Source organism: Aeribacillus sp. SP014 (genome assembly GCF_054055575.1).
The window spans coordinates 1,882,162-1,905,190 of the sequence record NZ_JBSRXI010000001.1; the positions used below are offsets into that span (position 1 = coordinate 1,882,162).

25 protein-coding genes and 1 pseudogene are annotated in these 23,029 nt (G+C 38.2%); 19 read left to right on the forward strand and 7 right to left on the reverse strand.

From position 1 onward, the window contains the following. Window positions 1-12: 12 nt before the first annotated feature. The 3 genes from odhB to ACVIJU_RS09245 all read left to right on the forward strand — a co-directional run bounded on the left by odhB (window position 13) and on the right by ACVIJU_RS09245 (window position 3,045). Window positions 13-1,272 carry a 2-oxoglutarate dehydrogenase complex dihydrolipoyllysine-residue succinyltransferase gene (gene odhB / locus ACVIJU_RS09235; protein ID WP_063389708.1) on the forward strand — a complete coding sequence of 420 codons (1,260 nt, stop codon included), beginning with the start codon at window positions 13-15 and terminating at the stop codon, window positions 1,270-1,272. Between the two features lie 74 nt (window positions 1,273-1,346). Beyond that, window positions 1,347-1,553, forward strand: a complete 207-nt coding sequence (locus tag ACVIJU_RS09240) for a DUF6501 family protein (RefSeq protein ID WP_063389709.1) — start codon at window positions 1,347-1,349, stop codon at window positions 1,551-1,553. A 49-nt stretch (window positions 1,554-1,602) separates the two neighbouring features. Then, on the forward strand, window positions 1,603-3,045 hold the full coding sequence (locus tag ACVIJU_RS09245; RefSeq protein WP_311067247.1) for an NAD(P)H-hydrate dehydratase: 1,443 nt from the start codon (window positions 1,603-1,605) through the stop codon (window positions 3,043-3,045). A gap of 5 nt (window positions 3,046-3,050) precedes the next feature. Here the strand turns inward: ACVIJU_RS09245 and ACVIJU_RS09250 are convergent, their stop codons facing one another. Continuing rightward, window positions 3,051-3,902 carry a superoxide dismutase gene (locus ACVIJU_RS09250; protein WP_082830427.1) on the reverse strand — a complete coding sequence of 284 codons (852 nt, stop codon included), beginning with the start codon at window positions 3,900-3,902 and terminating at the stop codon, window positions 3,051-3,053. A 1,459-nt stretch (window positions 3,903-5,361) separates the two neighbouring features. Next, window positions 5,362-6,846, reverse strand: coding sequence for an aldehyde dehydrogenase family protein (locus ACVIJU_RS09255; protein ID WP_063389712.1), 1,485 nt, complete (start codon window positions 6,844-6,846; stop codon window positions 5,362-5,364). Window positions 6,847-7,086: 240 nt separating this feature from the next. Here ACVIJU_RS09255 and ACVIJU_RS09260 point away from each other — a divergent pair, with 240 nt between their 5' ends. The 4 genes and pseudogenes from ACVIJU_RS09260 to ACVIJU_RS09275 all read left to right on the forward strand — a co-directional run. Next, a complete protein-coding gene (locus tag ACVIJU_RS09260) occupies window positions 7,087-7,326 on the forward strand; it encodes a spore coat associated protein CotJA (RefSeq protein ID WP_063389713.1) in 240 nt (79 codons plus the stop codon). Between the two features lie 5 nt (window positions 7,327-7,331). Next, window positions 7,332-7,592, forward strand: coding sequence for a spore coat protein CotJB (locus tag ACVIJU_RS09265; RefSeq protein WP_063389714.1), 261 nt, complete (start codon window positions 7,332-7,334; stop codon window positions 7,590-7,592). 45 nt (window positions 7,593-7,637) lie between these two features. Beyond that, the gene (cotJC, locus tag ACVIJU_RS09270) at window positions 7,638-8,207 is read left to right on the forward strand and encodes a spore coat protein CotJC (protein ID WP_063389715.1); all 570 of its coding nucleotides are present in this window, start codon (window positions 7,638-7,640) and stop codon (window positions 8,205-8,207) included. A gap of 831 nt (window positions 8,208-9,038) precedes the next feature. Next, a pseudogene (locus ACVIJU_RS09275) lies at window positions 9,039-9,392 on the forward strand (IS110 family transposase); the annotation flags it as partial. Between the two features lie 347 nt (window positions 9,393-9,739). On the opposite strand, the gene ACVIJU_RS09280 reads toward ACVIJU_RS09275, so the two are convergent. From ACVIJU_RS09280 to ACVIJU_RS09290, 3 genes are all read right to left on the reverse strand, one after another. Further along, complete coding sequence (locus ACVIJU_RS09280; RefSeq protein ID WP_063389717.1) at window positions 9,740-10,411, reverse strand: ABC transporter ATP-binding protein; 672 nt, start codon at window positions 10,409-10,411, stop codon at window positions 9,740-9,742. 3 nt (window positions 10,412-10,414) lie between these two features. Beyond that, complete coding sequence (locus tag ACVIJU_RS09285) at window positions 10,415-11,704, reverse strand: hypothetical protein (protein ID WP_063389718.1); 1,290 nt, start codon at window positions 11,702-11,704, stop codon at window positions 10,415-10,417. 138 nt (window positions 11,705-11,842) lie between these two features. After that, entirely contained in the window at window positions 11,843-12,400 is a 558-nt protein-coding gene (locus tag ACVIJU_RS09290; RefSeq protein ID WP_063389719.1) for a hypothetical protein, read from the reverse strand. 919 nt (window positions 12,401-13,319) lie between these two features. On the opposite strand from ACVIJU_RS09290, the gene ACVIJU_RS09295 reads away from it, so the two are divergent. Both ACVIJU_RS09295 and ACVIJU_RS09300 read left to right on the forward strand, forming a co-directional pair. Further along, window positions 13,320-13,688, forward strand: coding sequence for a helix-turn-helix transcriptional regulator (locus ACVIJU_RS09295; protein ID WP_063389720.1), 369 nt, complete (start codon window positions 13,320-13,322; stop codon window positions 13,686-13,688). Between the two features lie 15 nt (window positions 13,689-13,703). Next, on the forward strand, window positions 13,704-15,401 hold the full coding sequence (locus ACVIJU_RS09300; protein WP_327856842.1) for an ABC-ATPase domain-containing protein: 1,698 nt from the start codon (window positions 13,704-13,706) through the stop codon (window positions 15,399-15,401). 184 nt (window positions 15,402-15,585) lie between these two features. Here ACVIJU_RS09300 and ACVIJU_RS09305 read toward each other — a convergent pair whose 3' ends face one another. Both ACVIJU_RS09305 and ACVIJU_RS09310 read right to left on the reverse strand, forming a co-directional pair. Continuing rightward, window positions 15,586-16,821: an MFS transporter gene (locus tag ACVIJU_RS09305; protein ID WP_339195475.1), complete on the reverse strand. Its 1,236-nt coding sequence runs from the start codon at window positions 16,819-16,821 to the stop codon at window positions 15,586-15,588. Between the two features lie 260 nt (window positions 16,822-17,081). Beyond that, a complete protein-coding gene (locus tag ACVIJU_RS09310) occupies window positions 17,082-17,300 on the reverse strand; it encodes a hypothetical protein (RefSeq protein ID WP_066246604.1) in 219 nt (72 codons plus the stop codon). A 164-nt stretch (window positions 17,301-17,464) separates the two neighbouring features. Here ACVIJU_RS09310 and yunB point away from each other — a divergent pair, with 164 nt between their 5' ends. The 10 genes from yunB (at window position 17,465) to ACVIJU_RS09360 (ending at window position 22,901) form a co-directional block, all read left to right on the forward strand. Then, window positions 17,465-18,211, forward strand: coding sequence for a sporulation protein YunB (gene yunB, locus ACVIJU_RS09315; protein WP_063389724.1), 747 nt, complete (start codon window positions 17,465-17,467; stop codon window positions 18,209-18,211). A gap of 100 nt (window positions 18,212-18,311) precedes the next feature. After that, window positions 18,312-18,518, forward strand: coding sequence for a DUF1657 domain-containing protein (locus ACVIJU_RS09320; RefSeq protein WP_063389725.1), 207 nt, complete (start codon window positions 18,312-18,314; stop codon window positions 18,516-18,518). 56 nt (window positions 18,519-18,574) lie between these two features. Further along, complete coding sequence (locus ACVIJU_RS09325) at window positions 18,575-18,889, forward strand: YhcN/YlaJ family sporulation lipoprotein (RefSeq protein WP_456687500.1); 315 nt, start codon at window positions 18,575-18,577, stop codon at window positions 18,887-18,889. After that, a complete protein-coding gene (locus tag ACVIJU_RS09330; RefSeq protein WP_456687501.1) occupies window positions 18,852-19,022 on the forward strand; it encodes a hypothetical protein in 171 nt (56 codons plus the stop codon). Before ACVIJU_RS09325 ends, ACVIJU_RS09330 begins: the two co-directional genes overlap by 38 nt. Window positions 19,023-19,035: 13 nt before the next feature. Further along, window positions 19,036-19,515, forward strand: coding sequence for a stage V sporulation protein AC (gene spoVAC / locus ACVIJU_RS09335; RefSeq protein ID WP_063389727.1), 480 nt, complete (start codon window positions 19,036-19,038; stop codon window positions 19,513-19,515). Between the two features lies 1 nt (window position 19,516). Next, on the forward strand, window positions 19,517-20,524 hold the full coding sequence (gene spoVAD / locus ACVIJU_RS09340; protein ID WP_063389728.1) for a stage V sporulation protein AD: 1,008 nt from the start codon (window positions 19,517-19,519) through the stop codon (window positions 20,522-20,524). Between the two features lie 5 nt (window positions 20,525-20,529). Beyond that, the gene (spoVAE, locus tag ACVIJU_RS09345) at window positions 20,530-20,886 is read left to right on the forward strand and encodes a stage V sporulation protein AE (protein ID WP_063389729.1); all 357 of its coding nucleotides are present in this window, start codon (window positions 20,530-20,532) and stop codon (window positions 20,884-20,886) included. 5 nt (window positions 20,887-20,891) lie between these two features. Next, the gene (locus tag ACVIJU_RS09350) at window positions 20,892-21,098 is read left to right on the forward strand and encodes a DUF1657 domain-containing protein (RefSeq protein ID WP_063389730.1); all 207 of its coding nucleotides are present in this window, start codon (window positions 20,892-20,894) and stop codon (window positions 21,096-21,098) included. Between the two features lie 14 nt (window positions 21,099-21,112). Then, a complete protein-coding gene (locus ACVIJU_RS09355; protein WP_456687502.1) occupies window positions 21,113-21,973 on the forward strand; it encodes a DUF421 domain-containing protein in 861 nt (286 codons plus the stop codon). A 16-nt stretch (window positions 21,974-21,989) separates the two neighbouring features. Further along, the gene (locus tag ACVIJU_RS09360; protein ID WP_456687503.1) at window positions 21,990-22,901 is read left to right on the forward strand and encodes an NAD(P)/FAD-dependent oxidoreductase; all 912 of its coding nucleotides are present in this window, start codon (window positions 21,990-21,992) and stop codon (window positions 22,899-22,901) included. Window positions 22,902-23,029 lie beyond the last annotated feature (128 nt).

A 23,029-nucleotide genomic window follows, 5' to 3' on the forward strand; every position in this document is an offset into this window, starting at 1 on the left:
GAAATTTAAAAAATGGCTGAAATTAAAGTTCCAGAACTAGCAGAATCCATTTTAGAAGGTACAATTTCTCAATGGTTGAAAAAACCTGGCGATAAAATTGAAAAAGGCGAATACATTCTTGAGCTGGAAACCGATAAGGTCAATGTTGAAATTACTGCTGAACATGCTGGTGTTTTAAAAGAAGTATTTAAAAATGAGGGCGATGTTGTCGAAGTTGGCGAAGTCATCGGAATCATCGATGAAGGCGCAAGTGAAGCTCCACAGGCAAGCAGCCCTCAGCCAGAACAAAAAGTAGAAGCCGCTCCAGAGCAAAATCGAGAGGAGCAAACAGTTCAAGTGGAATCGGAAGAACAGTCTGCAGGCAAACCGCGCCCAATCGCAACGCCTGCAGCAAGAAAGCTTGCACGTGAAAAAGGAATCGACTTATCGGCCGTGCCGACGGCTGATCCGCTCGGTCGTGTTCGCAAACAAGATATTGCATATTATGAAGCGCCAAAAGCGGAAGAAAAAGCCCCTAATAAACCAAAACCAGAACCGCAAGAAACACAAAAGGCAACGGTTGCAGATCAGAAGCCTGTGGAACGGATCAGAATGTCCCGCAGAAGACAAACCATTGCCAAACGTCTAAAAGAAGTTCAAAATACAGCAGCTATGCTGACAACCTTTAATGAAGTGGATATGACAGCAGTTATGAACATCCGCAAACGGAGAAAAGATCAATTTTTTGAGGAGCATGATGTTCGTTTAGGCTTTATGTCCTTCTTTACAAAAGCAGTTGTCGCAGCCTTGAAAAAATTCCCTCTACTGAATGCGGAAATTCAAGGCGATGAAATTGTGTTGAAAAAATATTATGATATTGGAGTAGCTGTTTCTACAGATGAAGGTTTGGTTGTTCCTGTTGTAAGAGATGCAGATCGCTTAACATTTGCTCAAATCGAGCAAGAAATTGCCGATCTTGCAGCAAAAGCGAGAGCAAATAAACTTGCGCTTTCGGATCTGCAAGGAGGAACATTTACGATAACTAACGGCGGTATTTTCGGATCTTTATTGTCAACACCGATCTTAAATGGACCTCAAGTCGGTATTTTAGGGATGCATAAAATCCAGCTTCGCCCAGTTGCGATTGACGAAGAGCGCATTGAAAACCGTCCGATGATGTATATTGCTTTATCATATGACCACCGTATTATTGACGGAAAAGAAGCTGTCAGCTTCTTGGCAACTGTCAAAAAGCTGTTGGAGGATCCAGAGCAGCTCTTGCTGGAAGGGTAAATCACTAATGAAGGAAGAACGCATTCCGCGTTCTTCTTTTCATATGAAAACGAACGAATGAAGGAGTGGCAAACATGAATCATCTATCATGGAAAAACAAAAAAGCGAATAAAAAAGTTGTATGTTTACATACAAATGCAAAAAAGTATATGGTAAATAATGTATTGACACCTGGACAAACTTATGATGTCTTGAACGAAACGGAAGAGTATTATTTTATTATCGACAATTCCGGAAAAGTAGGCGGATTTTACAAGGAATATTTTGAAGAGGCAAAATAGCTAATCATCCCTTTATTTTTTCTTTCCTTTTTGAGAGGAGGTGTTGTTCGTGTTCGTTTATACTGAAGAGGATATTCGCAACATTGACAATCTGGCAGAAAAAAATGGCCTTTCTTCTATTGTGTTGATGGAAAACGCCGGGCGCTCTTTATTTCAAAAGCTTGTTTCGTATGTAAAAAAAGATGATCGCATTTTAATATTGTCCGGTAAAGGCAACAACGGCGGAGATGGAATTGTTTTGGCCAGATATTTAAAACAAAACGGCTACCATGCCGATCTTTCTTTTCCGCTTGGGGCACCGAAAAGTGAAGCAGCGAAGCATCATTTCGCTTTTTATAAAAACAGCGGTTTTCTCGAAACAGCCGAATATGAACAAAATCATTACCAAGTCATCGTTGACGCTTTGCTGGGGGTCGGTGCAAGGCATCCGCTAAGAGATGATGTGAAAAACATCATTGAATGGATTAATGGACAAAACGCTTTTGTCGTTTCCGTTGATGTTCCTTCAGGAGTTTTATCCGACTCCGGAGAAGCGCCAATAGCGGTTAAAGCAAACGTCACCATCAGCATCCACGGATATAAGCGATCAGCCTTTTTGCTGCCTTCTTCATCTTTTTACGGAAAAAAGGAAGTTGTGTCCATCGGCCTGAAGGAAGAAGGGAAATGGAAGGTCTGGACAGAAAAAGATGTGAAGCAAACATGGCCGAACCATCCGTCTTTTTCCCATAAAGGCACTTTTGGAACAGGCTATTTAATTGCTGGCTCCGACGAAATGCCGGGAAGTGTGCTTCTTGCTGCGAAGGGAGCTATGAGGGCAGGAATTGGCAAGCTTGTGATCGGCACAACACCATTTGTAGCCGGTGCCATCGCCGGGCAAATTCCTGAAGCAACTTATTTTTTTGAAGGTCTTATAAAAGCAGGAGATGGTGAATTCCCGGAAAAGCTGTCAGTATGTGCAATTGGACCAGGTATCGTTCCTGGAGAAGAGACCGAAAAAGCCATTCAATCCATCTTACAAAACGATTGGCCTGTTGTGCTGGATGCCGGTGCGTTACATAAACGCACATATCCGAAAAATAGACAACATCCTATTGTGTTAACACCGCATCCGGGTGAATTTAGCCGTTTAATCGATCAGCCGATCAGCTATATACAAAAGAACAGAATCGAAGCTGCTTCTAAATTTGCCGTTGAAGAAAATGTCATTGTTGTTTTAAAAGGCCAATATACAGTGATTGCATTTCCGGATGGAACAGGAATGATCAATCCAACTGGAAACATTGCTTTGGGCAAAGGCGGGAGCGGAGATGCATTAACGGGAATCATCGCTGCTTTTTTGTCCTATTATGAGAACAAAAAAGCAGCTGTGGCAAATGCAGTCTATTTACACGGTTTATGTGCAGATCTGTTTGTAAAAACGAAAGGTGTAAGATCAATGCTTGCGGGCGATATTCCAGACATTTTGCCGGAAGTGATGAAACGATTCGAATAGCCTTATCAATATGGCTTCCAAATGACTTTTTTTGCAGTTTGAAATCTTTGTTCCACTTCTGGCCAGTTGACGATTTTCCAAAAATTATCGATATATTTTTGCCGATCGTTTTTATATTGCAAGTAGTATGCATGCTCCCAAACATCTAATACAAGAAGAGGAATGACATCCCATTGGCTTAAGTTTTGATGCTTTTCCGCCTGCAATATTTCCAATCTTCTTGAACGGGGGGACCATACTAATATCGCCCAGCCTCCGCCTTCGACTGCTTTTGCAGCTTCGCTGAAATGCTTTTTAAATGCTTGAAAGCTTCCAAATGAATTTTTGATCGCTTCCTTTAATTCACCTTTTGGCTCGCCCCCGCCTTTTGGGTTCATGACATTCCAAAAAATTGTATGCAAATAGTGGCCTGCCCCATTGAAAGCTGCTTCCCGTTCCCAATGTTTAATCAATGAAAAATCTCCTGTTCTCCGTGCTTTTTCCATTTCGATTTCCGCCTTGTTTAAACCGTCTACATAGCTTTGATGGTGTTTCAAGTGGTGAAGCCTCATGATTTCTTCTGAAATATACGGCTCAAGCGCATTGTATCGATAGGGAAGAGGAGGGAGCTTATGTTGTCCTATCGGCACAGCCAAAGACCGGTCATCTTCACCTTCAATAAATGATCTGAATTCATCATACAATTGATTCGCCTGTTCATAAAGTTCGCTTTCTGAAACGGACTCGGCTTTGTCCAGCTCTGTTTTGAAACGGATTATTTTTTCCTCGAATTCGCTTGCAAAAGGGTGTTCTGAAATGATGTTTCCATAAAGATCATCACACCATTTTTTTAATTCATTAATATACGATTCACTCAAGACAACAAAATCCTCCTTTTCATTCAATCGTCCAGAATACTATATGAAGCAATTTGAAAAAGGGTGAACTAAAAGAAGCGCGTCTTTTTTTAGATGGAAGAGGGGAGCTCCTTAAAGCGGTTTTTCACCAATTAAAAACGGATGATTTTTTGAAGACGTGCATTTTTTATATGAGAGGAGAGGCTGGATGGGAAGAAATTTGTTTGTAAATTGTTATTAAAAAAGAGCAGCTGCCTGAATTATGTATGAAAAATGCCATGCATATCAATGCAAAATAAAATCAGGGGATTGTCCCAAAAGGATACATCCATTGGAATTCAATAATCAAGAAATGCTGATATATCAGCATTACTGAACATGAAAAGGGGATCCAATACCGTGAAATCAACTATTGGACAGCCCCTTAAGTCAATCTGCCCAAACATCGTTCATTTAACAGTATACTTTTCATCTTTTCAAATAAGCACGTCAGCTTCTTTAGCTTTTTTGGGAACTAATAGACAAACTCTATTTTAATGACAGAAGTAAGTACATTCAAATTTCATTTTAACAGCAAATACTACTTCTTGATTAGATCTGCCATCATAACAAAAATTTTATCATCATACGCATTTTCATCCTGCTTTAAAATGTCGTCTATATATCTTGGTATTCCTTTACAAAAGCTTTAACAAAGTCCGTGAAATGACAATCCAGTACTTTTTGTTTGCTTGAATCATAATACAACAATCAATAAACAGACGATTTTGGGATTTTTTTAATGTAATATTTTAAAGCATTCTCATGAGTTTCTACGGTCCCTTGAACTATTTTTCATTACTGAATTTGATCAAGTAATCTCCGATATCTAATAAAAGACCATCACGGAATGTTGTTTTTGTCCATTTTCAACAATATACATATATAATCTTTTGTAGAAATAAAAGGATAGCTCAAAAGGAGCATCTTTTGTATCCTCATATTCTTCAATCTCAAATAATAGCTTCATCTGTCTATACACCATTTAAATTCATTTTGTTTACTATTTTTACAGATTTCATATATGATAAATTACTTGATTTATCCCGTTACTTGGTTTTCCTTTAAAGATTTCATAATCCTCTTCATTTCTGTTTTTGAAAGATTTTTAGAAACAATGTTCATTTTATATCGCGATTTTCCCTGTAATTCCTTTTTGATGCTGTGCGTCCTTTCATTTATGTAAAAAGCAGAGAAGACAACGCTTTTTTCAATTTAAAGCCGAACAGGGAAGGGGGGTTCTGCTGTATTATGGACAATTACTGTTTCTGTTGTTTTTCACAGAGGAAATGCCCGAGCTTTTCTCAATGCAGAAAGTACTAAAGCAGGCGGAACTCAACCTTTTAGGAGAAGTTCTCGACAACTGGAAAGCCCCACAGAAATCATTTCTGTGGGGCTTAGATATTGTTTTTTAGACAGGCGCTATTCTGAATTATATATTTTAATTTAAGCTAATCCACACGCTTTTTACTTCTGTATAGTTGTTCAAAGCATATGAACCCATTTCGCGACCGATACCTGATTGTTTGTATCCGCCAAACGGAGAGGCTGCGTCAAATACATTATAACAGTTGACCCAAACAGTTCCTGCTCTCAAGCGATTGGCGACATAGTGAGCGTTGGCCACATCTCTCGTCCATAAACCGGCCGCTAAGCCGTATTCGCTGTTGTTTGCCCGATCAATAACTTCATCTAAATCTTCAAAAGGCAATGCAGCAATGACCGGACCGAATATTTCCTCTTTGGCAATTGTCATTTTATCTTCAACATCAGCAAAAATTGTAGGAGTGACAAAATACCCTTTTTCAGATGGCGTAGATCCGCCGGTCACAACTTCTGCGCCTTCTTCAATTCCTTTTTCAATATAATTCAACACTCTTGACTGCTGCTCTTCAGATACGAGCGGCCCCATTTCCGTTTCCGGATTCAGGCCAAAGCCTTGGCGGATATTTTTGGCATGGGAGGCCATATCTGCTAATACATTATCGTAATGTTTTTTCTGAATAAACACACGAGAACCTGCACAGCATACTTGACCTTGATTAAACATTACACCGTTTAATGCACCTGGAATCGCTTTTGACAGATCAGCATCCGGCAAAATAATATTCGGCGATTTGCCTCCTAATTCCAGCGTAACTCGCTTCAGTGAACGTGCGGCATTTTTCATTATCAGCTTGCCGACTTCCGTCGATCCGGTAAAAGCAATTTTATCTACCAGAGGATGATCAACAATCGCTTGCCCAGCTGTTTCCCCAAAGCCCGGTACTATGTTGATAACCCCAGGTGGGAAACCTGCTTCTTCAATAAGCTCTGCTAAATAAAGGGCTGAAAGTGGAGTTTGTTCTGCAGGCTTCAAAACGACTGTACAACCAGTTGCAAGAGCGGCACCAAGTTTCCACATTGCCATTAGAAGCGGGAAGTTCCATGGAATAATCTGGCCGACAACACCAACAGGTTCATGTCTTGTATAATTGAAAAATGGTCCGTTGACAGGAATGGTCTGCCCGACTATTTTTGTAGACCATCCGGCATAGTAACGCAAGTGTTCAATGGCTAATGGAATATCTGCATTTCTAGTTTCCCGGATCGGTTTTCCGTTATCCAGCGTTTCCAGCTGAGCTAGTTCTTCTTTGTTTTCTTCCAGCAAATCCGCCAGTTTGTACAATAATCGGCTTCGTTCAGCAGCTGATATTTTGGACCATGGCCCGCTGTCAAAAGCAGCTCTTGCCGCACGGACAGCACGGTCAATATCTTCTTTGTCCGCTTCATAAACCGTTGCAAGAGTTTCTCCAGTTGCTGGATTAGGAGTGTCGAACGTTTTGCCGGAAACGCTTTCGACAAATTCACCATTAATGTACAACTTTTTTTTCCCTTTTAGAAACTCCGCTACTTTCCCTTCAACATTAGCGATTAATTGACTCATCGATCATCCTCCTAATTTTTTTTTTCGTTGTGTAAACTCTGGATGAACGAAATACAGTTTTATAATAAAGGAAAATTCAGAATATTTCAACCCATTTTTTAAAAATTACCAAAAATCTCCTGACCAACAACTGCTGGATGGCCGCAGAAAACTTAAGAAAACAACTTTATTTCAGTCATCAAGACAAACTATTTAAGAATAATCGTATAAAGAGAAATGAACTTCAAAGAGGTGATGACAATGAATGAGAAGCATCAAAAATCTTTTACGACCGTAAAATCATATCGTCCTTTTCATAGCAGATATGATCCATGTAAACCAATCGGTGTCAAATACTATTCCACACCGCCAAACCTTTTCCTCGGTTTTCAGCCGCCGAACTTGCAGCAATTTTCCGCAAAAGAAGCATTAAAAAAAGGGACTCTTTGGCGATTTTTTTATGACTATTACGAAAATCCGTATGAGAAAAAAGGGAGGTAGCCAAAATGAAGGAGCTTCCTCAAGAGTACTATCAGCTCCTTGAAGAAATTCAAGCGGCTGATTTCGTGCTTGTTGAATTATCGCTTTATCTAGACACTCATCCAAATGATATAGAAGCAATCCAGCAATTTAACCAATATGCCCAATACTCAAAACAATTGAAGCAAATGTTTGAATCAAAATTCGGTGCGCTGCAGCAATTTGGAAACAGCTTTTCAGACGCGAACTGGAGCTGGGGAACGATGCCGTGGCCATGGCAAGTATAGCTTTAATCCGTTTAACTATACTCATACGATGAAAGGAGAAAGAACATGTGGTTTTATGAAAAAAAACTACAATATCCTGTCAGGGTGAGTACGTGCAACCCAAAACTTGCAAAATATTTAATTGAACAATACGGCGGAGCAGATGGAGAACTTGCTGCCGCCCTTCGCTATTTGAATCAAAGATACACGATCCCCGACAAAGTAGTAGGACTTTTAACGGATATTGGAACAGAAGAATTTGCTCATTTGGAGATGATCGCAACAATGGTGTATAAATTGACGAAAGATGCGACACCGGAACAATTAAAGGAAGCAGGACTAGGCGAGCATTATGTCAATCATGACAGCGCCTTGTTTTATAACAACGCTGCTGGAACTCCGTGGACTGCGACTTATATTCAAGCAAAAGGGGATCCGATAGCTGATTTGTATGAGGATATAGCTGCCGAGGAAAAAGCAAGAGCTACTTATCAATGGATTATCGATATGTCAGATGATCCAGACTTAAATGACGGATTAAGATTTTTGCGCCAAAGAGAAATTGTTCATTCGCAACGTTTTCGAGAGGCGGTGGAAATTTTAAAAGAAGAACGTGATCGTAAAAAGTTTTTTTAAGAAGTTCAAGGAGCATCCAATCAGACGTACTTTCATCTATTGGATGCTCCTTTTATGTTTCAGGCAGAACATTGTTGGTAATATCCAAGATTGACAGCATTGATCGAATTTTTTTACTCTCTTTCTTTTAAAATAATACAAACAGCTGTACAATCGATCAATTGAAGCTGTTCACGTACAAAAATAGTGTATTTTGCATTACTTAATCCATTTTCTTTAGCCCATGAATAAAATTCAAAATCATATCCTCCTCCTTAATATTTATGAAGACATAGTATTTTCTACTTCTACTATGTCTATCCCAATTTTATCCTTGATATATCATCTAGGTTAGAAAAGAATGGCACACCCTAAAAATAAAAATGCAACAAAAAAGGATAAAAGTAACTCTCCTCCTTGAAAAATGGACACATTACTTAAATGGTTATTTATAACATACTGTATGGAAAATACACAGCTATCTATGCAAAAGAAAACTCAAAAATGTAAGTGATCCAGTTAGGTATTATGAGCGATGCTGCGAGTCCTTTAATAATTACCATAAATCTGAGCATATAAACGAGTGCTACTGCACTTACCAATAAAGAAAAATGTATAAGTCTGACCGAGAGCTATAATTTACATAGTCTCCTAAGAAATGATTAACTCCTAAAGAAACAAAGTAAATGATTAGGCTAGGAACAGCCATAGCAAAGAATAAACAAAAGCCTATAAGGAACATTCCTGTTAGAAGTTTTTTCGGGGACTTGAATAAAAAAGCCCTCTTGGTATGATTCGGGGGTGTCAATCGGATTAATTGCCCCCTAATTTGGATACCAAGGAGGACTATACATGAGTTCTATCTCAAACAAGAAGATTAATCAAGTCACCGATCAAACGCTCATCGTTGGCATGGATATCGCGAAAAAGAAGCATTATGCCTGCTTTGTGGATGAGCGAGGGAGGGTGTTAAAAAAGCCGTTTCCCGTTCTGCAATCGAAAGAAGGATTGGAATGGTTGTACCAGTGCATCGTGAAAGCGATGGAGGAAGTTGAAAAAACGGAAGTGATCGTTGGCATCGAGCCAACGGGACATTATTGGCTCAATCTCGCTTACTTTCTTGACGAGAAGGGCATTCCTCTCGTGATGACAAACCCGATGCACGTGAAGCGCTCCAAAGAGCTAGACAACAATCTTCCAACCAAGGCTTTATAAGTCCAAGACACTGCCCCTTGAGTTTGAAAATCTCCATTAACATTAGCGACTGTTCTAGCAGGGTCAATTTTTATAGAGATTGATTGGTTTTGAATAGCTTTTGGACTCCTTTATGAACTGTTTCATCAGGCTTTGACTACTATTTACTCGAGCTATCCTCGTAAATGCTGTTTTTTTAGGAATTTTTTTGTTTTTCATTCTGCTATATGAAAGAATGATTCAAACAGTATTTGTATGTTAGTAAAATCGCGGAAAAAGAAGGCTGGAAATCAAGGTGAAACTGTTCCTTAGAAAGCCCAAAAAGAAAAATGAACTTCCTATAACCGAGCATACAAAATTTATGCTTCACGGCTGCCGCACTCTAAAACTACTGTATTCAGTTGTTCATTCCTTTTTAAAATGATCTTTTGATTTGAAAAATCAGTTAAATCAGCATCCGTTGAATGAGTGGCATAAATTAAAATTGCCTTGTTTTGCATGACGTAATTTTTCAAATAATCGAGAATAACTTTTCTTGACCTAATATCGAAATTGACAAAAGGTTCATCAAGGAGAATCAAATTAGGCGAAGATAGAAGTGCTAAAATTAAAGATAGTTTTTGTTTCGTTCCTAAAGACAGTTCGCGTGTAAGGGTATTTTTATATTTGTAGAGTCCAATTTTTTCTATAAGACCTTCTAGAGACGAATCTAATCTTTCCCCATTCAGGAAGGATAAGATCATATCAATTGTTTCAGCCGGTGTTAAATAATCGTATAAAAATGGTGTATTGCCAATTAAGGAGACTTCTTTTATATACTTTTGAAAATCGTCCTTTAATGAAATATTGTTTAACTTGATGTCCCCATCGAATGTTGTCATTCCACCGATGATATTCAACAACGTTGATTTGCCTATTCCATTTTCACCAAGTAATTCAACAATGCTCATGTTATCTATTTTTAAGTTAATCCCGTCAAAAATGTAGGCTGATTCACCATATCTTTTTTTTATATTGATCAATTCAAGCATGTTTTACCTCTCTTTTGTCAGAAAATTATATAATAATAAAAAATGTGAATAAACAATAAAGAAAAAGAGTATAGGATATATACTGCTGAATTTCATTGAATAAAAAGCTACAGCGCTGCATGTAATAGAAGGCAATCCTAAAACGAATAAATCTTCTAAAGGATTAAAAAAATATACAAAAAAATTGTTTTTAATATCTTCTATTGATAATTTTTGAAAGCGATAGACTCTTTTTGAAATGATTTTTATTGTGTAGAAGTAAATGATTGTTGAACATAAAACAGTGACAGCTGAAAATAATGAAAATCCATAAAGGAGGAATACACCAGCATAATAACTGATTAGGATTACGATGAGCCTTCTTGACAGAAATTTAGAAAGCGAATTCTCATAATAAGTTTTTTGATCAAACTTCTTTATATAATAAAAATCGCTTAAATTACAGTCGTTTAACAGTTTTGAGCTATTTATGATTCCTTGAGATATCATACTAATCATTGCGCTTTCAATTCCTAAATAAACCGAAATGATAATCAATTTATGAATATTAAAATAAAAATGAATCATACATATCAGAACTAAAGAAGCAGCTGCAAACAAATAAGTATACAATATATATAAGTAGTAAGTTCTATTTTGACAAGATCGGGATAAAGCCGCTTGATACTGATCTAAATGCAGGTCATTTTTATACCGGATGAAATGTTCTTTCTTTTTCGTAGCGTTCGGCCCGTGAATAAATAAAAAGACAATCTGAGGATTGCTCCATAAAAATTTTACAATAATAGTAAAAAAAACAGCTATTAAGACGAAAATCTCGTATAAAAGGATGGTTATGTAACTAAAATGAAATTCTCTCATAAAAATCAACATAAAAAAACAATAAGACAAAATGTTTGTTCCAAATGTTAACAGCAATTTTTTAATAATCAGTAATTGAAATTTAATTTTGTGAGCTTTATACATCCATTGAGAAATATTCTCCAGTTCCACATGATCGTAATCATCATTATTAATATCAGTGAACAAAAGCGTTATAAAAAAATAGATAGTGGCGATATAAAAAGGATTTATATTTATTATAAAGAAATGAAAAAAATAAATGAGCAAATAGACAAAAATCGGTGCTAACATCGAAGCGAAAGTAATGACTGCATTTACGTTATAGAGAAAGACCAGCAGCAATTTTTTATCGCCGCCAGCAAACTTATTTAGAAAATTCCCAAATAAAATCTCGAAATTTGCTAATGCTTTTCTTTTTTTCATTAACCGCTTGTATTTGAAGTATTTCATCTTCTTCAATTCCCCAACATTTTCGCAACAATTTTTACCAGATTAAAAATTCCTACTAAAAAAACGATTATCGAGATTACGAACAATATTCTCATTTTAGCCTTAAATTTTTTTTCCATATTATGCACCTTCCTAAGATCATTGAAATTGCACAACAGTCATGAACGTTTGAATGATAAGCGTCAAACCATAAGTGGTCGAAAATATTATTGTACACAGTCTTATTTTTAGGCTGATGGAAGTGGAACTGTCTAAATATGATAAATATAAGTAGAAAAAAACAACCAATAGGATTTGCGAACCTGGAAACCAGCCCAGCCATTGAATATCTTGCAGTTGATTAAAGCCAGCCAGTGAAATGATCGTCATATTTAATAAAATGGAAACAAGATTCGCAAAAATGATGGCTGATAAAAAGTTACTAAATGTAAACTTTTTATTCGTCATGACATTTGTAATATAAGTAACAAATATTGTTTCGATTATGATCACGGTAATTCCCGCAATCAATTGTATTAAAATTAACAAAGCAGCAACAAACGAATGTGCAAACAATGGAAAGCTCGCTTGCAGTTTATCAAATTGCTCAATCACTTGAAACTGTTTAATGGAAAAAAATGAATTCGCCACAACTGCTAGCACTAACAGGCAAAAAGAAAGTAAATTTATTATTCTTTCATTTTTTAATTTGAGCATATTTATCCCCTTTATAAGAAAAGGTGTTCCGCCTTATTACAAAAATTAAAACAGCAGGAGGCTAAAGGCTATTACAGTTAGAGTCAATCACCATGAAACATAAGAAATTTCATTGAGAGAGACCATCAAGAATAATTCCGGCAGCAGTCAGATTAAATTCATAACTTATCCTCTCAAAATTGCTTTAATTTCACACAAATAATATTCTTTCCTCGTTTAAAATTGCAACTGAATGGGCTGTACTTAGTTGGTCAAAAATTTTTAGTTCAAGTAGACTATAAACAACAAATCATGCAATTGTACTAAAGCGGGAAGCCAAATTGTAATCAACCGAACTTGCATAGCTAAGCAGCCCGTGAATTCTTATGTGATGAAACCCGAAAACAAAGTCATGTAATTTCTTTTAAACTAGTATTTCCGAATGAGGATTTTGGAAATTTATAGAAATATTATAATGAAGGTTGGATCCCTTGGTCAAGCTGCTCCTAAATTTTTCTAATGGTTTTCAAAAGGTGGCATGTTAGGAATAATGATTTTAAGTAATCCATCCCATTAATCTACGTTTTTTCAGACAGAATCATCTTGTTTGTAACACTCATTATTGCGTGAATAAAAAATGTTCATGCCCGATGCTTCCGAGAAGCAATCGAAATTTTAAAAAGGTCAACATTCGGTGGTAGAGGAAAAGACTTTCGGATTGACCAACAGCCGAATGCCATTCCACTTTATGCTAAAACAAATATTTTAACAAATAGCATGGAGATCTTGTCATATTATGTGACAATTCATTTTGCAAACAATGTTCTAAATGAAAAAAAGGTATATTTTTATATGAACTTATATTATGATTAAAATAAAAGGATCGGAAAACTATAAGTTTACATAATTATATTATTGTAAAAAGGAGATGGATGGAGAGATGACGGAAAAAAGAAAACCTAGCGGCTTTTTATTGAAGCAGCGAGCTTTTTTAAAATTATATTTAATCACGATGACGGAAAAGAAGCGGCTGTATGGTTTTAAAATATTGGATGAACTGCGGGAAGAGTTTCGCCCGTATGGCTACCGTCCGAATCATTCTGAGCTGTACAAAGCGCTTCATGATTTAATAAAAGACGGCATTTTAAAACAAATTAAACGAAAAAAAGAAGGAGCCGAGTTTCAAGAGGTTGTCTATTATCAGTTTGTCGATTATGAAAAAGCAAAACAATATAAAAGACAACTAAAAGCAGAGCTGGACCGCTCAAAAGCAATTATTGAAAAAGCTATACGAGACAATTTTGCATAAATATGGAGGAGTATTATGATCAATCTTGCAAAAAAGCTGGAACAAATCGATGGCAAAGGATATAAAGCGTACAAACAGATTCAAGGCTCGTACAAGTTTCCTGATTTTGAATTGTTGATCGATTATGTACAGGGCGATCCGTTTGCAAGTCCTTCGAAAATCAGAATATTGATCGCTAGAAGCAAAACGGCTTTTTTACAAAAATGGACAAACAGCCGGCAAAGAAAGATAAGATGTGAAGATATGATTGTCCGCGAAGTATTTCAAGCAATTTCTAATATGAAAAATAACGTACGCGGCTCTGGAAAAAGCGGGCTGATCATGATTGACAAACCGGGGCAGAAGGTGTTAGAACGGACAGCTGTTCAGATAGGAGAAAACGATATTACAGTTTGTCTTTCAATCGGTCTTCCGGCTCAAGGGAGAACAATATTAGGCAAGGAAGCCAAAAAAATATTTTTTCAACTACTTCCCGAAATTTTGCGGCATTCTGTCTTTTCTGTGAAGGGGAAAGATATTGAGGGCGCGATTCAACTTTGCGACCAGCAAATGGCGATCCGCTCCTATATGAAAGAGAGAGGAATAATAGCGTTTATTGCAAATAATTCAATTTTGCCGCGTGCAAGCGGCGTAAGTGATCAGCCGTTGAAGGGCGCTGTTCCTTTTCAAAGTCCAAAGGAAATGGAAGTCTCAATTCCTGTTCCGCATCGGCAAGAACCGTTGAAGGGCATGGCTATATACAAAGGCATCACCTTGATCGTTGGAGGAGGTTATCATGGAAAAAGCACTTTATTAAAGGCGCTCGAGCATGGTGTTTATGACCATATTGAAGGGGACGGCCGTGAATTTGTTTTGACGGACCGTTCAGCATGCAAAATACGTGCCGAAGATGGCCGCAGTATAAAGAAGGTGGATATTTCCGCTTTTATTAACAATCTGCCGTTTCAAAAAAGCACAAAATCCTTCTCTACTGAAAATGCAAGCGGCAGTACATCGCAGGCAGCCAATATAATGGAAATGCTAGAAGCAGGAGCAAAAACATTATTGATCGACGAGGATACAAGTGCAACAAACTTTATGATCCGGGACGCCAGAATGCAAGCATTAATTCATAAAGAGCATGAACCCATTACTCCATTTATCGATAAAGTTTTACAATTGAAGCAGGATTTTGATGTCTCAACAATTTTAGTTATGGGAGGATCGGGAGATTACTTTTCCGTTGCGGATCGCGTAATTAAAATGGATCATTATAAGCCTTATGACGTCACACATGAAGCAAAACAGATTGCCTGTCAAATTAAAACCGGAAGAAAGCATGAAGGAGGGGAGAAATTTGGAGAATGGAAGCTTCGTATTCCGGAATCAGGCAGCTTGAACAGCAGAAAAGGGAAAAAATCTAAAATTGCTTGCCGGCTTTCTGAAATTCAATATGGACTAGAAAAAATTGATTTATCTTATGTAGAACAGCTGGTCGACGAAAGCCAGACAAGAATGATTGGAGAAATATTATCGTATATCGAACGGACAAACCTTTTTGACAGACGCTTAACAGTATCACAATTGCTTGATTTCGTAGAAAATAAGATCAATCAGGACGGTCTCCAAAGTTTTTCGGCCCATCATGGTCATCAAGGTGAATTGGCGTATGTAAGAAGATTTGAATTAGCGGCAGCCTTGAACCGGATTAGGGCGTTAAAAATTCGGGAATGAAGAAAAGACTTTCTTCCATAAAAAATTTTTCTATCATCATCAACGAACTGACGGGTGCCCCAATTTTGAGGCGCAAAGAAAGCGAGAGACTCCGAGCATTTCTTTTGCTTAGACGGTCTCGACCGCAAGCTTGCCGGCGTGAAACGGGCGCGGGAGTAGCGAGCTTTGAATCTGTCAATGCTCGTTACGAAAACGATTTGGCATGAACTTGCTGGTTTTCCCGCTTGTCCGTTTTCTTTTTCTCTTTTAAATAATCAATTAAAACTAGCAGAATAACAATGAAAAAACAAATGCTTGATAATTGAAAAATCGTTCCTAAATCAACATAGGATGATAAGAAGCCTAGAAAAACCGCACTTATTCCTATTCCTCCATCCAATGCTGAATAATACATTCCGTTTGCGACTCCTCTCCGATCGGCAGGTGTTTTAGAAAGCACCCATGATTGCAAAACAGGAAGCAGTGACCCAAAACCGGCGCCAAATAAAATACCAGCTAAAACAAGCATTCCGACTGAGTATGTGAAAGATAAAACCCAAAAGGCGATAAATGTTAAGAATGAGCAAACAATGGCAAGAAGCCAAGGACCGCTTCGATCAAACCACTTTCCTGAAATTGGTCGTACAGCAGTTGCCGCCAACGCATTACATAAGTAGTATAGGAAGATTTGATCGATCCCTCTTTCTTGTCCGAATATGACGATAAACGTGACAATTCCCCCATAACCGAAAGCTGATAATAATGTAATCAGTGCAGGAAACGCCCCATGTTTATCAATGAGTGAGCGAAAAAAAGAAAAATCCTTTACATGCATTGATTTTTCTAAAACAGACTTTGGCGTTTTGTATTGAACTAATGAAAGGGCGATAATCGATATGACACCGAAAATGGCGGAACCGATGATGAGCGGCTGGAATCCTAAATGTTGAAAAAGCAAAATGCCAAAACTAGGAGCGATGATCATCCCAATGGTGATAGATAAACCATAATAGCCCATTCCTTCTCCGAGGCGTTTCGTTGGAACCAATTCAACAGCTGCCGTTCCATTTGCTGTTGTTGACCATCCCCAGGCAAAACCGTGAAGGAGGCGGACAATTAAAAATAAAAAAACAATCGATGTAAGCGAGTATGAAAGGGTTAAAAAGAGTAAGCCTACAGCTCCAGTTATAACGAGCCATTTTCGTTTTGCCGATTCAAGAAGAAAACCAATGAGCGGTCGAATGACAACAGCAGCGATGGAAAAAAGGGTTGTAACAAGCCCGATTTCAATGTCCGATGCTCCAATTGCTTTCGCTTGCGGCGGCAAAGTAGGCAAAAGCATTTGAAAGCTCATAAAAACAAATAAATTTCCGATAATTAACAAAATGAATGATTTTGTCCAAAGCGGCGGCTTGGCGGTATAAACGGCAGATTCCTTCATGGATTTGATGGCACCTCCTGCATCGTAAAAACAAAAATATTTAGATACTCGAACAATTACCAACTACTCTATTATACAAATTTTTCAAAGGAACTCAATGGATTGGTTGCCTTTTCTTTTTAATAGAAGCTGGAGAAGAAAATTCACAAATCGATGGAAAATCTAGAACAGCGATGGGGTGAAAAAGTTTCAACTGAAACATATTACAAAAAAAAGCCGATTTTCTTTCAAACATGAGAAAGAAAATCGGCCGTTTTCTTTTATCGGTTTGGCATGATTTGTTGAATTTGACTGTTTGCAAATTTTTGTTGCAGCGGTTTGATGATGTTAGCGAATAAGTTTTGTCGTCTGCCAAATCCGTATAATGCTGCAGCCCCCAAACCGACTAAAGAAATCCACATCATGCTGTTTCTTTGCCGGTTCTTAGGAAACATGGAGCGTTTTTTTCCCATTTTGAAGAGGGACCCCATTTTTCTCATTATAAAAGCACCTCTTCCTAAGTTGTGTTTGGAAGAACATCTTCCAACAGTTATAGTATTGTTTTTTCACGATTCTTTATTAGTTACAGTTGATTCCAATTTTATTTTAGCTTCTAATCAGCTTTCTTTTCTACATATATTGGTACAAAGGGAGGGAAATTCTTTTGTACCGAAAATTCAGAAGACGACGAAGACGCGGCCCTCTGCCGGCTAAATATGTTTTTTTAATTACATTTGTCATTTTCAATGTTTTGACAGCATACAGCCTATGGCTGATCAATGCCATTATTGAACCGACATTGGTCAGAATAGCGGAAACAAAGACGAGGCAAATTGCCGAACATGCAATTCATGATGCTGTTTCGAAAAAAATAGCGGAAAAACTTGATATGAAGGAATTGATCATTATTCATGAAAAGAAATCAGACGAAACGGCGACTTACAGCTTTAATTCCCAAATTTATAACCGTCTTATTTCAGATGCGACCGTTTATATTCAGCAATATTTAGATGGGAATGTGGAGGTTGAATCGGAAGACGGCATCCCCGTCAATCAAAACCCAGATGGAAAAGGCCTGGTTTATCATATTCCACTCGGATTAATAACGAACAATGCGCTCATCTCCCATTTAGGTCCCGAAGTTCCCGTACGCTTTGAACTTATTGGTTCAGTTAATTCAGAAATTAGCACAAAATATAAGGAAATTGGCATTAATAACGCTTATTTAGAAATTTATATGGACATTTTAGTTAAAATTAACGTCATTATTCCTTCGATTTCAAAAGATATGGAAATAGAAAATTCAGTGAAAATTGGTGATTTATTTATTGAAGGAAAAGTTCCGCAGTTTTACAACAGCGGCGGGACTGGTTCGGCACCTGCTGTCATTATGCCTGAAAAATCAAAATAATAATGCGGAATAAAATGGATATAAGGGAAGAACATACCTTTTTTACTTTTGGGCATTTAGGAAATATTAAACTTGTAACAACAAAAAGGAGGAATTGACATTGACAGTTTCAACTCAAGTTCAACAAACATTAGCAGGATTAAAAAGTGCTCAAGCAAGCTTTGAAACGTTTGCACTGCAAACGGAAAACAAGCAAGCAAAACAGATTTATCAACAGGCTGCGCAGCAAACACAGTCAATCGTTGATTTGATTAATACTCGCTTGCAGCAAATCCAGAATGAAGAGCCTCAATATAGGCAACAGTAAAGGTTGGTATTTACCAACCTTTTCAACACATCACAAATAAGAGTGAGCTGGTCAGGATGAAACATTTTATATTCTTTTTCACTTTCCTTTTTGTTTTCTCAGCATGCCAACAGAACGATATGGTCGATCCGACTTTAGAACAACCGACAAAAATCAATTATTCGACGAAGAACGCTCCTTTTAATCAAAAGGTCGCGAAAAAGGCGGAGGAAATAGCGGAAAGCTATGATGGAGTTCCCAAAGCCATAAGCGTCAATACAGACCGCAAGCTATTGCTTGCTTTTCAATTAGATCATATGAAACGGTTTCAATTAAAACAAAAGGAAAAAACAATTGAAAAAAAAATTAAAAAAATCTTTCCGAGATTATGATGTCACCGTTTCAAGCGATATGAAAATTTATTGGGAAACAGAAAAATTAATTAACAAACTGGAAAATCTGGACAAGCGTGAAATGAACAAGAAAGTGGAAAACATTATTCAATTGAGCAGAGAAGAAACATAAGAAGGTGTTTTCGATGGCGAATGAGCAAAGAAAACTTCAAACGAAAATCATGCAGGAATACTATCAATTGGAGAAAAAAAATGAAACGAAAAGACCTGTTGTCCAAAACTGTTTACGAGCCTTTTTAGTCGGTGGAATTATTTGCTCCATCGGACAAGCGATACAGTTTTTTTACATGTACTTTTTTCATTTTACTCAACAAACCGCTGGAAATCCGACTGTTGCCACGATGATTTTTTTATCTATGCTTTTGACCGGATTTGGTGTTTACGACCGGATTGCTCAATTTGGCGGTGCCGGAAGCGCTGTACCAGTCACAGGGTTCGGAAATGCTGTTATTTCTGCAGCGATTGAGCATCGAACAGAAGGATTTGTCCTCGGTGTAGGCGGGAACATGTTTAAATTGGCCGGATCTGTTATTTTATTTGGAACATTTTCTGCATTTGTAGTTGCTTTAATCAAAACGATTTTAATCAAATGGGGTGGTTTTTGAAATGCTGAAAGGACATCGCACTTGGGTATTTCATAATCAACCCGTGATCATTTCAACCGCTACCGTTGGCGGGCCGTTTGAAGCAAATGGCAGACTAGCCGACGATTTTGATCTTCTTCACGAAGATTTGTGGTTGGGTGAGGACTCTTATGAAAAAGCTCATAAAGTGCTTTTTGAAGAAGCGTTTTACAAAGCAATAGAAAAAGGAAACATTGAAAAAGAACAGGTGGAATTTATTATTTCCGGAGATTTAGTGAATCAAATCACCCCTTCCAGCTTTGCAGCAAGAACGTTCGGCGTTCCTTATCTCGGCATTTTCGGCGCTTGTTCTACGTCGATGGAAGGGCTGGCATTAAGCGCATTTATCGTCAATTACGGCGGAGCAAAATATTTACTGACTGGTGCGGCCAGCCATAATACGGCAATCGAAAAACAATTTCGCTATCCGACCGAGTACGGTGGGCAAAAGCCACCGACTGCACAGTGGACAGTCACGGGTGCAGGAGCTGCTTTGTTAAGCAATGAAGGGAAAGGACCTGCCGTGACCTCGGCAACGATTGGCAGAGTGGTCGATTTAGGCATGTCTGATCCGTTTAATATGGGCGGTGCGATGGCGCCGGCAGCAGTTGATACGATAGAAGCGCATTTCCGCGATTTAAATATTGATGCGGACTACTATGATTTAATTGTAACAGGCGACTTAGGAAAAATCGGACGCAACGTCGCTCTTGAATTATTTGAAAAAAATGGAGTTCAAATGGATGAGGAAAAATTTCAGGATTGCGGTTTAATGATTTATCGGGAAGGACAACCAGTTTTATCCGGTGCAAGCGGGGCTGGCTGCTCGGCAATTGTCGTATACGGCCATTTATTAAATCGGATGAAAAAAGGCGAGCTGAAGCGAATTCTCGCTGTCGCAACTGGGGCGCTGCTTTCTCCGCTAACGTTCCAGCAAAATGAAACCATTCCGTGCATTGCACACGCTGTGTCCATTGAATTCAGGGGGTGAAACATTTGGTTGCGTCATTTTTTTGGGCGTTTGTCATAGGCGGATTAATTTGTGTAATTGGACAGATCATGTTTGATGTGTTTCATTTAACACCTGCTCATACATTAAGTACGTTTGTCGTGATTGGAGCCATCTTGGACGGTTTCGGGCTTTATGAACCATTTATCGATTTTGCGGGTGCAGGTGCAACCATTCCGATTACAAGCTTCGGAAATTCTCTCGTTCATGGAGCGTTGCAAGAAGCAGAAAAACATGGATTGATAGGAGTTTTAACAGGTATGTTTGAAGTGACTAGCTCCGGTATTTCAGCAGCTATTATTTTTGGTTTTATCGGAGCGCTTTTATTTAAACCAAAGGGGTGATTGGATTGACAGTAGCATCACAGGTCAAGCAAACGCTGGCCAGTTTAAAAAGCATTCATGCGGGATTGCAAAACTTGGCCATTACGTCAACTGATGAAGAAACGAAACGAGTTTTTCACGAAAACATGTTAATATCTGAAGAAATTATCAATGATGTAAAGTCTCGAATTGGAGAGCTGGAGTTTGAGGAACCTGAGTATAAAGGCTTTTGAAAAGAGGGATGAACATGCCAGAGTGGGTTGAAGTCATTATTCGTTCACTTGCCATAATAGCTGGATTATTTTTCATTTCCAAACTATTGGGAAAAAAACAGCTTTCCAAGCTTTCCTTTTTTGAATACGTCGTCGGCATTACCATTGGTGACATCGCCGGGACACTGTCAATGGATACGAATTTAAATTTAACAAACGGTATTATCAGCATTGCCATATGGGTGATGATTCCGGTTATTATTTCATTCATTTCCATGAAAAGTCCGTCGTTTCAGCAATTTATTGAAGGAAAACCGACCGTTTTTATTAAAAACGGAAAAATCATGGAGGAAAATTTAAAGAAAGAAAAATATCCTTTGGCCGCTTTGTTGGAACAATTGAGGAAAAATAATGTCCATCATGCCAGTGATGTGGAATTTGCTATTTTGGAAACTACTGGTGAACTGAGTATTTTGTTAAAAAAAGAAAAACAGCCTATAACGGTAGGAGATATCAAATCGAACGTTGCCCCTGTTAAAGAACCGCAAACCGTCATAATGGACGGAAAAATTATGGACGAAGCTCTTTCAACGACCGGTTTGAATCGAAGATGGCTGAAAGAAAAACTCGATCAATTAGGAGTCGCCGTCGAGAATGTTTTTTTAGCCCAAGTCGATTCATATGGACAACTCACTGTTGATTTATATGATGATAAAGTAAAAGTGCCTGAACCTGTTGAAAAACAGCTTCTTCTTTCATCCCTTAAAAAAGTGGAGACAGATTTTGAATTATACGCTCTGCAAACTGAAAATACCGAAGCGAAAAACATGTATATAAAAAATAGAAAAAAAATAGCTGAAATGATCAAAACATTAACGCCTTTTTTGCAAGGTTGACTGAAAGGGTGGAAAAGTGAAAACATACGATTGCATCATTGTTGGCGGCGGGATCGCCGGTTTATCTGCAGCCATTATGCTTGGAAGGTATAAACATGATGTTTTAGTCATCGACAAGATGAACGGAAGATCGATGCTATGCAGAAGCTATCATAATTTGTTAGGATGGCCTGACGGGGTAAGCGGACAGACACTGCGTACTCTTGGAAGAGAACATGCAGAAAAATACGGAGTAAAATTTTTGAAAAAGCTGGCAGCAAAAGTCGAAAAGCAAGGAAAAGATTTCCTTATCGAAACGGACGATCGCAGCATATACAAAACAAAAAAATTGCTGATTGCAACAGGGGTTACCGACCGCATACCAGAAGTGCTGTCAGAAATAAAGCATTGTTTAGGCATTTCGGTATATGTTTGCCCTGATTGCGATGGATATGAAGTAGATGGGAAATCGGTCATTGTAATGGGGGCAGGAAAAGCAGGAGCAAAGCTGGCTCTCTCACTAACGTACTGGACGAAAGACATTCAGTACGTGAATCATGATGGAGAAGAAATTAATGATGCATTAAAAAATGAACTTTCTAATAAAAATATCGAATACATAAAAGAACGGTTAACGAAAGTGATGAGAGACGGTGAATGGTTTAAGGGAGTTGAATTGGAAAGCGGAAGACGCCTTTTCGCGGATAGAGGCTTCCTCGGATTTGGCGGCAATCGCGTTCATTCAGATCTTGCCGCTCAGCTCGGCGCCGAGCGATTAGAAAATAAGCATCTAGTCATCCATGCACGGACGAAAGAAACGAGCGTCCAAAATGTTTGGGCAGCCGGAGACGTTGCGGCTCACTCGGAACAAGCTGCAATCGCAATGGGGGATGGAATCCAAGCAGCGATTTGGATTCATAAACGGCTTTTAGAGGAACAACGGACTTGATGTTGATTGATAGATCTGAAAATTCCGAGCTGTTCAGGGCTCCATTATTTTGCCGATTTTACGACCGTAAAAGTTATCGACAAAGAATGACGAGCAATTTAGGAGCGAATGCTCGGATTTGTCTTGAA